Annotated in this window: 5 protein-coding genes; all 5 read left to right on the top strand. The window is 44.1% G+C overall.

The window, feature by feature from the left end; translation table 11 throughout:
* Position 1: 1 nt before the first annotated feature.
* The 5 genes from ABID99_RS03575 to ABID99_RS03595 all read left to right on the top strand — a co-directional run bounded on the left by ABID99_RS03575 (position 2) and on the right by ABID99_RS03595 (position 15786).
* Complete coding sequence (locus ABID99_RS03575; protein WP_373612882.1) at positions 2-2974, top strand: hypothetical protein; 2973 nt, start codon at positions 2-4, stop codon at positions 2972-2974.
* Entirely contained in the window at positions 2971-3600 is a 630-nt protein-coding gene (locus ABID99_RS03580; protein ID WP_373612883.1) for a hypothetical protein, read from the top strand. The genes ABID99_RS03575 and ABID99_RS03580 overlap by 4 nt, the downstream gene beginning before the upstream one ends.
* Before the next feature lie 194 nt (positions 3601-3794).
* Entirely contained in the window at positions 3795-4178 is a 384-nt protein-coding gene (locus ABID99_RS03585) for a hypothetical protein (protein WP_373612884.1), read from the top strand.
* A gap of 121 nt (positions 4179-4299) precedes the next feature.
* On the top strand, positions 4300-10605 hold the full coding sequence (locus ABID99_RS03590) for a hypothetical protein (RefSeq protein ID WP_373612885.1): 6306 nt from the start codon (positions 4300-4302) through the stop codon (positions 10603-10605).
* 39 nt (positions 10606-10644) lie between these two features.
* Positions 10645-15786: a hypothetical protein gene (locus ABID99_RS03595; protein ID WP_373612886.1), complete on the top strand. Its 5142-nt coding sequence runs from the start codon at positions 10645-10647 to the stop codon at positions 15784-15786.
* Positions 15787-15805 lie beyond the last annotated feature (19 nt).

Here is a 15805-nt window from a genome sequence, read left to right on the forward strand (position 1 = left end):
TATGACTGAATACGCAGTTGTTTTACAGAATAATATGGTTGTCAAATCTCCCGATTTCGGCAACCTGGAAACCTTCTCATTTACCAAAGATGGCAAGGTTAAAGAGTTTACATACCAAAACGTTAAATACTATGCAGTTTTTAGCTACTCGACCAGGCTTTTTATCGATTATGTTGATGCATTAAAGTTTGATGCCTTGCTAGCAAATGAGAAGAAAAGGGTTGGAGCTAGCTATGATGGTGTGAGTACAAACCTATGGAAAAACCCGAAAGCCGGCTTTGATATTACATTTAATAAATACGCTAATCTAACTAAGGCGGTTGACGGTGATACTATATATGGATACTTAAGGGATGAAACAGGCTTGTGCTTTAATTATTATATATGGAATTACACTTCACCTTATAATGGGCCATCGAAGTTCACAAAAGCGCCCAATGCATCACAAACTGGTTTGAATTGCGAAACATTTAAAACCGGATCACTTCCCAAGAACTTCTATGACGCATTCAATGGCAAAAGTTTTTATGATTTGAACTCAGGCTTATCTTCTGCAGATCAGAGACTGGTTGGTGAGGTCGCGTCGCTTATGAATAGTGTCGATCAAAATATTTTAAAAGCTTTTCAAGGTTTTACCGCCGCAGGTGTTAATACTGGCGAATTTATTTTTAGTCAAAATAACGACGGCTATTATTCCCGGCAAGAAATTTTAGATTATAAAAAAGGCCTGGAAAGATGGCTGGAAATTTACAATGCAAATCAAGAAAAATTAAACGCCATTGTAAATTCGACAAACAGGGATCCGGAAACAGCAAATGCTGAAAAACTGTATATTATCTGTGATACGCTGTACCGATATAATATGTTGGCAAACTTGACAGTACCACAAAAGATAGGTATGCTCAAAGTGTTATCACAGGATGCATTAATGAATTGGTACTTTGCATCATTTAAAAACGGGTTCCAGCAAAGAGAAACACTCACCGTAAAAATAATCGAATCAGTAACTTCAACACAGGCGGACGACTTTCTAAAGGCATTGCTATCCACACAAATAACGTCAACTTCTTATACTCCGGGAGTTTCTGGTGTTCCGGGGACATCGAGAGATGTAACATCAACCTTGTATAAAAACCTTTTCTTAAAGATTGACGACTATTTTGAGCCTGACAATTTCACTGCATTTATTAAAGCTCTGCAAAGATTGGTTTTAGCCAAAAATGGAATTTTATTGCCCGCTGAGGTTAATAAAATTGATTATACCATAGATCAATTAAAGGCAAAAACCGATAAACTTTTTTTATGGGGGAATATCAGAAACGCAAATAAGCTAAAATATTCAGTTTCATCTCAAACCGATCAAAAAATTACTTTTTCAGAAGCTTTTTGTACAAGGATCAGTAAAGTAGAAGTCCAAAACTCAAACAGTTTAGGTATCCCTACAAACAGTAGCTATACTATCTCAAGATGCGCTTCGTATCAGCAAAACAAGATTGAAGTTGGTCATTTTGATTTGGTGGGCATCTACTTTTATGATAACCCTTCATTCATAGATTTAGGAGAAGATACCTCTCATAAAGAACAGGCTTTTTTGACTTTCGGGGGATTTGTGGATTATCTATTAGCGAAGGAAGACACCAAACTTGTCGAGAAAATAATTAATGCGGGATTAACTGCACTGATTATGACGGTAGGCTTAGGTGAAATCGTTGGAGCTATTCGTGGAGTTAACTATGTACGTTTATTGGCCGGCATTGGGACGACAATTGGTGATGTAACACAGTATTTAGCTCAAGATAGCGATTTTCGTAACTATATCATTGAAAAATACCCCGAGGACCATGATAAAATTCTAACCATCATGCAACTTGGTGGAGCTGTTTTAACTATCGGAGGAGTGTCAGCCATAGGTTCAGGCATATTTAAAACTTATTCAGTATCACAGGCGAGCGAGTTCTTAGGCATTGGAAGGCAGGTCCTCGCTGATGCAGATGCACTAGCAAAACTGACTGCGAATGAACGGTTAATACTTGAAAACGGTATCAAGATTTTTGAAAATGGACTATATCGCATAAAATATAGCGTTGAAATTTCGCAAGAGGTAAATCGGGCAAAAACGATAATAAAATTTTATGACAGTACGGCTTTAAGATCTGGAATATTTGCCCTTGATGAAACAAGTAAGTTAAAGTTTTTAGATTACTTCTATGAACTTTCCGATGAACTCACCGTTTTTTTAAAGGATGCGCCGCAATCTGTTGAGGTATGGGGTAAATTAGATGACGCTGGAAAATTGATAATCAAATCGGATTTCGAATCGTGGATTAAAGGATTTAAAGCGCGCCCCTTGCTAAAAACGGAACAGTATGCTGAAGTTTCACAGCTTTTCAATAAAACAATTTCGCCTGCATACGAAACTGCCTCTATTCCTGGTGTAAAATGGATCGTTGATGGAACACCTGATATTGACGCATTAATTGACGCTAATAAAATTGCTAACAATAGCAGTGATATCGCAAAAATTTCATCAAATTATGGCATTCCAGTAAATGTAATGACAAGGGTAAAGGAACACTTTTGGATAAAAGAGCATTTCATACTGGTCGAAAACGGCACTTACCAAATTGGAAGGTTTGAGCGCTTAGAATCGGATGTTTTAGAGTGGAAAGCTGCGATAAATAATACACTGTCAGGAAACGATTTAGAAACATTTAAAAGATTGATGGCTCACGAATATGTTGAATCCCAATTAATGGAACGGGGCTTAAGCTATAGGGCGTTAAATAAGTATTTAAGTGCTGCTCCAAGTGACTTAGGGGCTCACGAAATGGCTCCAATCGACAAAATAGGCGATCAATATTACCTTCAATTAAACAGAAGACTCGATCTACCACAACCTCCGACACCAGATTTAGACACGTTTTCTAATTTAGACCAAATAGTAAACTTCTTTGTAAATTTTTATAACATATGAGAATAAACGAAAAATACGATCAGGAAATATCAATTATTTCTAAGTCAAGGATTACAACCGAAACCACATTTATTTTTTCTAACATCCTGCTTTTTCGAGAATATCAATCAAGACTTTTCGCATGGAAGGTGGCACTGAATTTTGACGGAAACGATTTTTTCAATAAGCGAAAATCCTACCATAATCTTTTTCTTGACCTGAATCCTGTTTGGATTGAAGAATTGATACCGGAGGACAAAATAGTAACAGATTTAAATTCCGCCGGCTGGGATAATATACGCTCTGGCTTTAGGGAGTATATGGGATATTTTATGTTCTTATTTGTGAATTGGGGACTCTTTGAAGAAAAAGAAGAAATCAAACGATTTGTTAATCTGTCTCATCCATATGAACCTCTTTTTATGATTTTGAGAAGACGCGGCTTGATAGACTTTTCCGACAATAAGTTCGTAATTAATGGACAAACTTACTTAAAGTACGATAACAATTTTAAATTACCATCAACTGACGATGACTTTTTGGATTTTGTCGATACAAAAGCAACGGACTTTCCAAATCAAGACGCAGTAAACGATCTTTGGAGTGAATATCAAACACTGCAAAGCAATAAACTAAAAAATAACTAGATACTTCTAGTTACAAACATATACGCGACTTTATCCGTGCTGATATCTGACTCAGAAGGCTTCTAATAAAGCGCAAAAAGTTTAATAAATGTCCTTAGCTAAATTATTACTCGAACTACAGATTTAATCATAACAGAAATCACAGATGGTCGCGAGAAAATAAAAGTCCACGTTCGTGAAACAATCATTTTAAAATGAAAATAAAACCCATGATTAACATCGATTTATATTCAGATTATGTTGGAGAACTGGAAATAATTTTTCTTGAGAAAAGCACCGAGAATGAAATTGTTTTTAAAGTCGACTTATGGTATGCTGACTTTGCGTCTTTAATGGGTTACATCCCGATTCAACCTAACATGCCTCAAGATAGTTTAACCTACAATTGGCAAAAAGTGGTAGGTTTTTATGATGTTGAAGAATGGGAATACAAGCGGGTCCAGGAATTTCATGACCAATTATTGGCAATTGTTGATATGCCTTCCGCAGCGGGTCTCGATAATGTTCGAAATGCATTGCTCCAGATATGCGATTCAGCATTACAAAACGGGAACAGACTTTTTATTCAATATACATAGATAGCAAGTAACTAGCTGGAAACTTTTATTTATAATAAACGGAATCTATACATCACTGTGATAAGAGGGGTATACCGTTGCTAATTTTTAACACAATAAAACCTACCACACAAATTCAATCATGTCGACATCAACATCTATAACACAAAGATACTATCCCCAATTGTCCGAATTGATAACCGTGGATGACCTGCCGGAATTCTTGCATTTCGCGGAAACAGGGTTGGATGATTTATTAAATAAGATTCATTACAAAAACCTGCAATATTCCAAAAGCCACCGGGGCGACGGCGCATTTTATAGCCTGGATATTGTTACCAATAATATTGGGATCGATCTCCCGTTGGGGCTCCGTTTCTTACTTAACCCGGACTTCGAAGGCGATAGCACGATTTCATCTTTCCCGATATCATTGCAATATCAATGGGGAGTGCTTGCCTCTTTAAGATCGTTTAATCCCCAAAGTTTTTCATTTGATCCGGAGGGCTTTTTCAATCTCGGGCTGCAAATTTTTAAAGTATCCGACGCGCAGGTAATAGCCCATGCTTTAAACCATTTTGTTAATCCCGCAAATACAAATATTTCGGTATACCAGCAATTGATCGATGACATCAACGCGACCCATCCAACAGCAGGTTTAATTTTACCCGCTAACCAGGTACCATCAGTTGAACTGATCGCCACGCTGATCTATACAAATCCCAATATTACAGAAAGTATCCCCGGTGTAATTTTCAACCTCTATATATTCAATACAGATCCGGCAGTAAGCCAGAGCCGCCTGCAGCAATTTTATAACCTCATTGTCCCGGGCGGCATTGAAGATTATATAACCAGCTTAATTAAGCCAAGGGTAAAAGCAACACTGACGCTTTCTGCCGGGCTGGAGTTCCCTTCTGAGGTTTTACAACCGATCAATCCGGATGGTTCCGTTATCGATAACACCAGGACGATTTTCCGTTTTGCAGAGGCGACTTTTTTTGCCGATTCTGAAACCGGCCTTGGCTCGGAGCTGGAACTTTCCGGCTCACTTTTCCCGCAGCTGTCACGCATTGGTAAAACTCCCTTACTCATCGGTTTTACCAATGCCAAACTTGACCTAAGCCGGACTTCCAATATACCAGAAGCAGATGCAGCCGGTTTCCCGGTTGATTTTATGGGCCTTTACGTGCAGCATGCCACCATAGGTTTTAACAAGTTCGGCACGGAGAGCACGGGCAAGCCAAGTACGGCCATTGTTGCAGATAATTTGCTGATCGGAACGGGAGGTATTAACGGCACAATATCATTACAGAGCGGTGGACAAATCAACCGGGATTTCGGTTTATTTGAAGCAGAGCTGGACAAATTTTCGCTTACCTTCAAACACAATAACATCACCAACTGCGATATCAGCGGTAAACTTACCTTACCCCGTTTTACAACGAACGGGCAACCATCGGTAATAGCTATCCAGGCCCATATCGGTGATGGCGGGGACTTTGTGATTACCGCCCTGCCCAGCGCAAACTTTCCGGCAATTCAATTTCCAGGCGTATTCGACTTCAATGTGCGCAGCCTGAGTGTCGGCGAAAAAGACGGCCGTTTTTTCATGGCTGTTGCCGGCAAGCTCGACTTTATCGCCGACATACCGGGACTCGGACGGGTACTGCCAAAAAACATCGAGATCAGGAAACTGGTGATCTGGGATAACGGTGATATTGAATTTGACAGCGGCGCGATAACGCTACCTATAGCTTTTATTCTAAAAGCCGGGCCATTGAATATGGAGGTCAGCAGTATCACTATCGGCCCATACACCAGGCCTGTCAATAACTTCAACCGCCGGTACCTGTTTTTCGGATTCGACGGTATGACCAACCTGGGCATTGGCGGTGTCGGACTAAGCGGAGACGGTATCAAATATTATTTTACAATTGATGACGATGGCATTGACCGGCGGTTTGACTCATTTATAAGTATCGATGGCATTGGCATCGATCTGAGTATCCCGTCCAATGACCCGTCCATCATCATCAAAGGGTACCTGCGTGCGCACAATCCTAATACCGGCGCAACGACCTCCAGTGCGAATACAGAATACACAGGTACTGTATCAGTGAGTATTCCCAAACTTAACCTTAACGGCAGCGCAGGTATGCGCTTAACCCCAAGCGTCCCATCGTTCGTGGTAGACATCGGCCTGGAGCTTGGCACACCGTTGCCTTTAGGAGCTACCGGACTGGGGATTTATGGTTTCAGGGGATTGATCGCTGAACATTATCTCCCTGACAAACAAGCTGTCAACCTTCCGGAATCTGCCAGTTGGTGGGATTATTACAAAGTAAAAAGCAAAATTACCCAACAGGAAGGTATTGAGATCGATAAATTTGGCAATAAGCCAGGCGTTGCACTCGGAGCCGGTATATCCATCGCTACAGAGTTTGATTCAGGGACCGTATTCTCCAGCAAACTGTTCGTTCTGCTTGGTTTACCCGATGTATTCCTGCTTCAGGGACAGGCAGCCATTTTAGCATCCCGCATAGGTTTAAATGACCACGTCGACCCGCCCTTCAGCGCCTTTATTGCTATTGATAAGAGTTCTTTCCGGGGGAATCTCTCGGTCAACTACAAATTACCATCAGGCGGTTCTTTAGCAGGAGCGATATTTAAGTTACAGGGAACCCTGGACATGGCGTTCTTCTTTAACAACGCCTCAGGCTGGTACCTCAATATCGGCAAAGACCAGCCCGAAAGTGCAAGAGTAAGGGCAAGCGTACTAAACTTATTTGAAGGTTATGCATACCTGATGATCTCGTCTCAGGGCTTTAAGGCAGGTGCCGGTGTAAGTTATAGTTTCAATAAGCACATCGGCCCGGTAAGCGTCAACCTGAACACATCGCTGGAAATGGGCACATTTGTCTCCTTTAAGCCCATCCAGACCGGTGGATTCATCCGTGCAACCGGGGAAGCATATCTTAAGTTCTTCTGGTTAAAACTTGGGGTCGGCATCGGGATTACCCTGGCAGTAGAAGCGCCGCATCCGTTCAACATCAGCGGAAAACTGGAAATAAGGCTGCATGTAATCTTCCATACCTTTAAACTTTCCCTGCCATTTAGCTGGCACTTTAACGATGATCGCGGCCCGCTGCTGCAGCCCCAGCCGATACTGGAATTGCCGGATCCCACAAAGCAATATTCACCCGCCGTAGCAGTGAATATCCTGTCCAACGAAACGTTCCCGATCAATTATGTTACGCATAATCTCAGTAACGGGGAATCCATACCTGCTCCAGGCTCCGGTCAATGGGCGCACAACTTCAATGACGTGAATGATGCCAAACAGGTAACCATACCGATGGACAGTTTTATTGATATCGAATTATTAAAACCAGTGAAACCGGGCGCGGTATTACTGGGCGGAGGGAACAATCAGCTTCCGGCGGGCTACAGCGAACTGGTCCCTCCCGTCAAAGGCCTTAGTAACCAGGTAAAACATGAATACTCATTGACCGGCCTCGACATTTACGCGTGGAATGACACCGGAAATGGAAACGGATCCTGGGTTCCTTACCATATTTATGAAGCCGTGACAGCGATCGTGCAGGAAAACACGGGTGATGGCACGATTGACTTAAGCACCCTGGTGCAGGGATATTGGCAATTTACAGAGCCGGACAAATTTAACAAGATCCGTTTATTGTCCCAACACATGTTCAGCTATGCGCAGAGTTCGGAGACTGTACTTGCCGGGCTCGACGCCAAAAACTTTGTCAGGAAAGATATCTTTTGCTATGAATCTATTTTGAAAGAAATAGATACCAACTGGAGATCAGAAGCGTTGGATATGATATATCCGAAAGGCAGCAGCTTAACGCTGAATGGCGTCACCTTCAATTTTGTCGATATTCAGGGCGCGGTTAAAACCAATACTGTTAACGGTGATAAAAGCCTGTTTATCGAAAGTACCGGCGGAAGTATCCTGATCGGCCTGCCTACACCGGTGACTACGTTTACACTGGACTTTGGCCCTAATCAGCATGACATCAGTATTACCCCGTTAACTACAGTCTACACACCCGGAGATTACGGCCAGGCCATCGCACAGGAAAAACATTTGCCGCCCCTGTATCTTACCCGGGATCAGCAAAATACAAGCGTTATCTATAACGACGTCAATCAACCGGTAATCGGCATCCTGCTTCATGTCACAACCACCATTTTACCCGATTTTAACGGAGACCTGGTTATTGGCGGGCATTTCCGGCTGCCGGACGATTATCTGCCTTCGGGTACCCCGCAGGTTTATCATGAAATTGAGGCCAATAAAGCCATGCTTGCTGTCTCCCTGTTCCGGAGAGCATTTGATCAGCAGGCCGTACAAAACAGGCAATACGGTGATCTGCAGGACGCGGCCGGCCACTGGCCTATGGACTCTGATGCCGATACACTTGGCTTTAACAAAGGTTTAATAAGCGGCAGTCCCGATTTGATCCCGGGCTATTACAGCGGAACCAAAGCATTACAATTGCATAAAATACTGGCTTACACTGCCAATAATGATGCACTTGTTATTCCTTTCAGCCCGTCGCTAAAGATAGAAGATGAAAATTTCGCCATGGAATTCACTGCTGTGTTTGACCCGTTCTCCGCAGGCGTGAGTACGTTGTTAAGCAAAGTGAACACGGATCCCCTTACGGGTTATAAGAAAGGCTTTGCCGTTCATTTATACCGTGAAGCAGCCCCTCAGGGAGTTACATATACAGATCAGGCAGCCGTTCCCGGTTTCAATATCTGGTTTACCTGCTATGAGGGAAACAGACACTCCGGTATTAAAGCAACCGGGAAATACACGGTAGACGCCTCAACTTCTGCATTAGCAGAGATGCAGTATAAACAGATCTTGGTATCTGTCAACCGCAGCACCGCTACCGTTGATATTTTCATCGATAAAGTCAACATGGCGAGCGCGGCTATTCCGCAAGAGTTAGCCCTTATCGACACCCTGCCTAAAATGACCTACCTGAACCAGTTAAGTTACCTGACAGAGGCCCTTCAAAAAAGACAGATAGAAAATCCTGTCAAACAAGACCAACTGATCAGCGACCTTGTCGTACTCAACAACAACCTGAACAAAACGATCCAGCCTGTATGGCGTCCGAATACCATTTTCGCCGTGGTTGTTAAATCTAAAGACGTGGTTGATCAGAATTCGTCCGGTGCGGTAACGCAGACCCAGGTATTCGGATTCAGGACGGCCGGCCCGGTCGGGCATTTTCAGAAGCAAAGTGCGGTATATGAAGCCCTGGAAAAACAGGACCGTACCGCGGAGTTCAAACTGGCTGATCTGAAAAACTATGTTGATTATGAACGCTCCTTCCCCGACGCGCTGGGAAGATACGAACTGAGCAAACCGGTATTTTATCATGATCCCGAAATCAGCCTGTTCTTCCTTAAACCATACATCAATGCCATGTATGCTAATTGGAAGGCTTACAACGGCTTGCCCGCAGTTCAAAGCAGTCTTGAGGTGCAGTTGCTTGATCTTTCAGGCAATGTGCTAAGTCCGCAACTGGTCTGGACACAATTACCCGATGTGCCCATTGACAAAAACAACTACAAAGTCCTGCCGCTTGACCAGCAAATACTTTTCCTGATGGGCGAAGCTGCGTCGGAGGATCAATGCAACCCGCGCCCCTTAGATCTTAAAAGAAGGACCAAACAGGGCTCATACCAGTTTCCTGACCTTCAGCCGAATAAATTATATACCGCCGTCTTTAATGCAATTTACCAGCCTTCGGGCCAGGAAAAGACAAAAAACGAGGTGCATCGCTTCAGCCTGAAATCATCGCGGTTTGCAAGCTTCCAGGCGCAGGCATCCAGTTTTATACTATCACCCGTAGCCGGACCGGGCCAATTTGCCTTATATACGCAGGATGTCTCTTTCAATTCGGACACAATAACCAATGTCATGCTGCCACTGCTTGATGATAACACGTCAAATGATCCGGCTGTAGTGATGAGCTATGCTGTAAAATTCGACCGGATGGTGTTTGGTGGTTTACAGCTCAAAAATCTCGGCGCGGCGGAAAACAGTACGATCACCCTGATCAGGAATATCAATCCTGCCACTAATGAGCGTAAATTGCTCGGTATTTTAATCACAAATCCGGAACCATTTAATGATCCCAAGCTGCCGGCCGGTTTGCTGGCAGATACGGTTAAGCTGACGATGAAACGAACGGACAATACAAGCATCGGCCCCGATCATTTCATCTATATCCATTCCCGCGATACGTCGTCAGTCTTCGTTACGAATGCCGCGATGGATCTGTCTCCCGGAAGTATTCAGCTAAGCTTCCGGTATAAGATATTCAACGGCGGAGATTACCAAACCGATCACGAAGATTACAATAGCCCGGAAATAGCCATTACCCCCTATTTATAACGGACAACCTGTTTACTGTTATCATATAACTTAAAGATCATGACCCAGATTTCGTCAGAAACACCATTATATCCATTTTGTGCTGATTACAGCACGATCGCAACCTGCCTGTTTGCTATACAAGATGCAGAAACCGCAGGCACATTGAACAACGAACCGACTGCCCTGGAAATGCTTCGTGTTTTTGACCAGGATACTTTACGGAAGTTATACCTGCGTACGTTGCTTGTGCTGCGAACTATAACAGGTGCTGCCATTTTGCCCGGTGAATTTGACCCGGTTGATTTTTCCGCAAAAGATTTCAACGCCGATGACACCGCGGGCGGCCAGTCATCAATTTTTCAGAATGTTCTTGAAGAAGCCCCCTTCTTTGACCAGGCATATTTCAAAACTTTCATGGATACGAGAAATTCGGGATACAGTTCGCGCTTCCAAACCATCCTGAACATATTTGCTGAATTCTGCAGACGTTCCCCGGAGATCAGCAACACTGATAACGCTGCATTATATAACGCTTTGGTACCCGTATTGGACGGTTTTGACAATTTACAGCAATACTTGATTTCTGTTGGTCTCAACCCATGCGATACCATCGATATCTACCTCAATAACTCTCCTTCCCTGTATTTGCAGGCCGCCGGCTCAGACGGGGCCGGGGGGATTCCGGCCGGTATACATTTACGCTGGAGCCTGGCCGGCGACCTTGGTTCTAACCATTTATTGAAAGGAGCGTATAATAGCGCAGCCAACTCCGGCTATAACCAGCCTGATGATTACCTCCAGGTTTTCAGAACACCCTATATTAATGCCGTACGTGTGGTTATTGATTTTGGAAGTGATATCCCGGTAATTGATGTCACAGATAAAAGCTGGAGTTATATTATTACCCAAAACATTAATAGCCAAACGATCTATAACCGGGTAAGGCTGAATTTTACTGATAAGGATCTCTATAACCGCCTGGCGGCTGCGACTGACCCTCAAATGGATTCCCATAGCTTCTTATCCCAATATACAGGCGTTATCTCATTGGAAGTGAAAAACAAATCCCTGTATATGGCGGGTTTTGATTTTCAGAAAGATGCAAACTCCGACACTGCGGTACTGAAAATTGAGACCGAAAGCACCATTGAAAACACAAATGATGCTGCCGGAGGTACTATTTACAGCAGGAAAACAATCCTGCTGGATTCCGGGTCAGGAGCTGAAGAATCTATATACGCCGAAAACATCTGGAAAATACGATGGAAGAAATCAGCGAACGGATATCTACAACGTTTTTATTTTGAGACTTACCATGATTTTTCAGTTACACGCCAGGAAAATGACTGGTCGCCTGTGGGCGGCCGGGGATTCAGCCTGTCATTAACAGATTCAGAAGTATTTGACCGGCTAGAAAACGCAGCATACCCGGTGGATCATATATGGCCGCAATTTAATGAAGGAACAACCGTAAGGGTAGCTAACTACAAGGATAAATGGCTCACTTCCCGCCCTGACGAACCTTCTATAAAGGAAATTGTAACAAGGTACCTTTCGTTAAGCGATACAGACCCGAGAGCCGAGGATATACTGCAGCAGGATGACGCCGGTCCTGGTGATCCGGGCTTTATTGTGAGCTATCTGGATGTACTCCATATGCTGGCCATTGACTTTCATATCGCCAGGATGCTGGGTCTGGGCCATATTGACGTATTGAGCGGAGGATCAGTAACAGACAAATTTGTTTACCGGGTCAATTACAGCAACAGGAAGAGTATAGACACTGACCAGCGGGTTAGTTACAGCTATGTAAGCTTACCTACTTCCAGGCTGGATAAATTAATACCTGAGAAACCTGCAATAAACCCCATAACATATACGGCGCCTGCGGATGACGAGATCAGCAATAATACTTTTGACGGCGATGGGTATGCTAAGACCGATAACGTTCGTTTCATCAATATCAGCAGGGCACCATTCCCCGATGAGATAGCGGGATATGATTTCTTTGCCGATATCAACTCTATTGACAGCCACAACGTATTCGAAACACCCAAACCTGTGCTTTATGGCATCGAATACCGTCCCGCAAATCAGAATAAATATACCAAGCCGGAAATTACGGCAGGACCAGTAACAATGGGCACGGTCTATAATGCCTATGATACTGACTACCCGCAAACCGGCGTACCGGAAACAGTACCGGTGCCTGACAATGTAGCCAGTTTATACCATCACCTCGAGCGCCAGGAAGGGATGCATTATTATGCGATCTACGGAATCAGCTGGTTTGCGCGTGCATCAGCGTTAAGCAATGAGGCTGCAACGGATGCTACGCACTTCACACCTAAAAACCGTTTGCTGCCACCGTCAGATGTTGCTGTTCAGTATATCCAAAAAGAAGATATCTTATTATTTACTACAGCTACGGAACAAGCATGGTATCGGGGGCGTTCAGGAGCCTTTCCAGGACAGGATACCGGACTGACCAGGGTTACATTCTATTGGGTGGATATTATAGATATAACACAACTGCAGGGCAATTCGCCGCAGGAACTCGCTACCGTTGTGAGACCGGATAAAATTGACGTATTCTTTGGCCTGCAAATGCCGTTGGAAATCACCGGGCTCATCCGGCATATTCAACCGGTAAGCGGCTCTGCGACACAATTGAGCCTTTTCACCGCCTGGTATCAGCAAATTGATGGCTCTACAATAACGCCGGTAATAGGCCATGATGATTTGTCAAGGTTTACGGACAGCCTGCTGACTACACCAGAGTGCCGGTTCAGGGTCATCAGAGTTGATCCAGGTACCGACGGACCGATTATTACCATTGAAATGGCAGCGGTTCACCAGAACATCGAAAGTGAAGACGTTTCCAACTACTACGGGCTACAGACTTCTTATAGCAGACCGGAGATCAACAGCAGATTTTCTATGGTTGAGAACTTAAACAATACCGCAAACTGGAAACCTGTTAACGCGGATATTGCCCTGACCAGTCTCGCGGACCTCAATAATCCTGTTATCGAAACCTCCGCCGATACCGAGGGGAATATCAGCAAATACTGGATTGGAGGTATTAATGGTAATGCCGTCATAACGCCATTGTTTTCCCCGGCCAATACGCCTTCAGATATGCCGGGATATTATACTGTCCAATTCGGAGCCGGAATATCATTACCGGCAAATCCCCAGTTTAACCTTCCTTTTGACCCGGAACAACCATTGCTGAATCCACCCGGACAGTTCAACAAAGCCCATGTGGAATGGTACAAAGGAAACATACGAGTTCCTTATGGTACTGACGGCGCTTCTAGAAAGACGCTTGAGGTTATGCGTATCGAACAAAGCGACCCGCTGCTTCTGTATGTTTATGATCCCGAGTATTTGGATACCCCTATAATTGTTTCTTCCTGGTCAACACCAACGGTAACGGTGAACTTCCACCCGGGCTACAGGGCGTATTTGTTCGCCGAACCGGAATCTGCCTCGGCGTTTAACCAATCTAACATTTTACCGGCCGGTGCGGAAAACAGCAGAAAAACATTGATCGGACTACAGGCTGCAGATACCAAAGTTGACGGAAGTGGATTTCGCTCCGGTGTTTCGATACCGGCAGTAATGCTGGCCAGAAAGATAGAGACGCCTATGCAGATCGATGCTCCGATCACCGCCGGATCGGGTGGTTCGGCCCGCCTGTTCAACTTTGCAAAGACTTCAGCTACCTCAAAATTAAAGGCCAGCTCCGCTATCAGATCATTCGCGACAGAGACCGCAGCGCCAGCCATTCTGGGTTTTAAGGTAAGACCAGATGCTACGGCCAAAGCAGCTTTTACCTTTGACATCAGAATTTCTGCCGGAACGGATGGATTGCCAAGATCTCCTTTTGGTTTCGTGTTTTTCAGAACCAGCCAGGACGATATTCTAAATGCATTGTACAGCAGCACGACGGTCAGCCAAATCAAAGCGGCATTAACAGGGCCTGGCACCGATGCATACTACGATCAACGCTTCTGGGAGTTGGCAAGCCTTGTATTTGATCCCGCAAATCCCGGGCAATTCAATGTTTTGGGTATCGAACCGCATGTTTACGGTTTTCCTGTTCCGGATAAAACCGGGTTGGTTGCTGAAGGGGACAGCATTTCTGTAAAAGCAGCAAAATACCAAACAGCCATAGAAAGCACATTTTTACCGCTTACGCAGCAAACCCCAATCAATGCCTTCATAAAAGAGGGCTTACAAACCGAGAACAAGGAGCCAAGAATAAGAGATATCAACGGTAATATGCTTGATCGTTCCAATCCCGATTTTGATCCGTTCCCTATGATCAGGAGATACACTACCGATGCAGAGCCGGGTACGACGTTTATACGGTTTACAGACTACAGCCTCAGGGCATCATCGGATAAATTATATTTTTACGCCGGCGCAGAAGTAACCAGTCAGCTAGTACGTGGCACACTGAGCCCGTTTACCGAGCCGGTTTACACCCTGCAAACCTTACCGCCCGAGACGCCATTGGTCAGGACATTTACGGTGGGGACAACTATATCGTCCGGAACACCGCCGTTATTCATAGATTTCCAGCTATCTCCTTTTTCTCCGGAAGATCAGATTTCGCTGATCCGGATTTACCGCTCGAATGATATCACCAGGACCGGATCATTACAAACTATGGACTCACATGTTGATATCCCGGTTAGCGGTACTTCAGCAACCGGATATGAAATAAGAGATACTTTATCCGATATCGTACCTTTTCCGGCGGGGAAAACACTTTATTACAGATTGGCCGCAGTGCGGATCATTAACAACGAGTTTGAATTGCCGGAAGAGGTCATATCGTCAGGCTCCGCTATAACAGCGATAAAAATAATTGACACGGTGAACCCGCCTGCCCCGGATATTAAATATCACGCCGATTCCAATAGCCTGTCATGGACAGCGACCACCAACAACGGAATATATTATCTATACAAACAGAACAAAAGTGGGAATTGGGAAAAGATCACTACCATTCAGCCAGCTCCACAGACAACGGATATTACTTATCCATTCAGCGCTCCGCTATCCTTTATTGATACAGATGGCAACCCGATCTATCCCCGTTTCAAAGTCAGGGTGGAAAACGCCTCCGGCCTGCTCAACCTAACCGATAAAGAGTTAACCATTAAACCCGTCAATAACAATTAATAACATCTATCAAACTGAA

The organism is Mucilaginibacter sp. OAE612, assembly GCF_041806395.1.
GTDB classification, from domain to species: Bacteria; Bacteroidota; Bacteroidia; order Sphingobacteriales; family Sphingobacteriaceae; genus Mucilaginibacter; species Mucilaginibacter rubeus.

Coding starts and splice junctions, on each gene's coding strand:
- ABID99_RS03575 (WP_373612882.1), top strand. CDS start 2: ATGACTGAATACGCAGTTGTTTTACAGAATAATATGGTTGTCAAATCT.
- ABID99_RS03595 (WP_373612886.1), top strand. CDS start 10,645: ATGACCCAGATTTCGTCAGAAACACCATTATATCCATTTTGTGCTGAT.
- ABID99_RS03580 (WP_373612883.1), top strand. CDS start 2,971: ATGAGAATAAACGAAAAATACGATCAGGAAATATCAATTATTTCTAAG.
- ABID99_RS03585 (WP_373612884.1), top strand. CDS start 3,795: ATGAAAATAAAACCCATGATTAACATCGATTTATATTCAGATTATGTT.
- ABID99_RS03590 (WP_373612885.1), top strand. CDS start 4,300: ATGTCGACATCAACATCTATAACACAAAGATACTATCCCCAATTGTCC.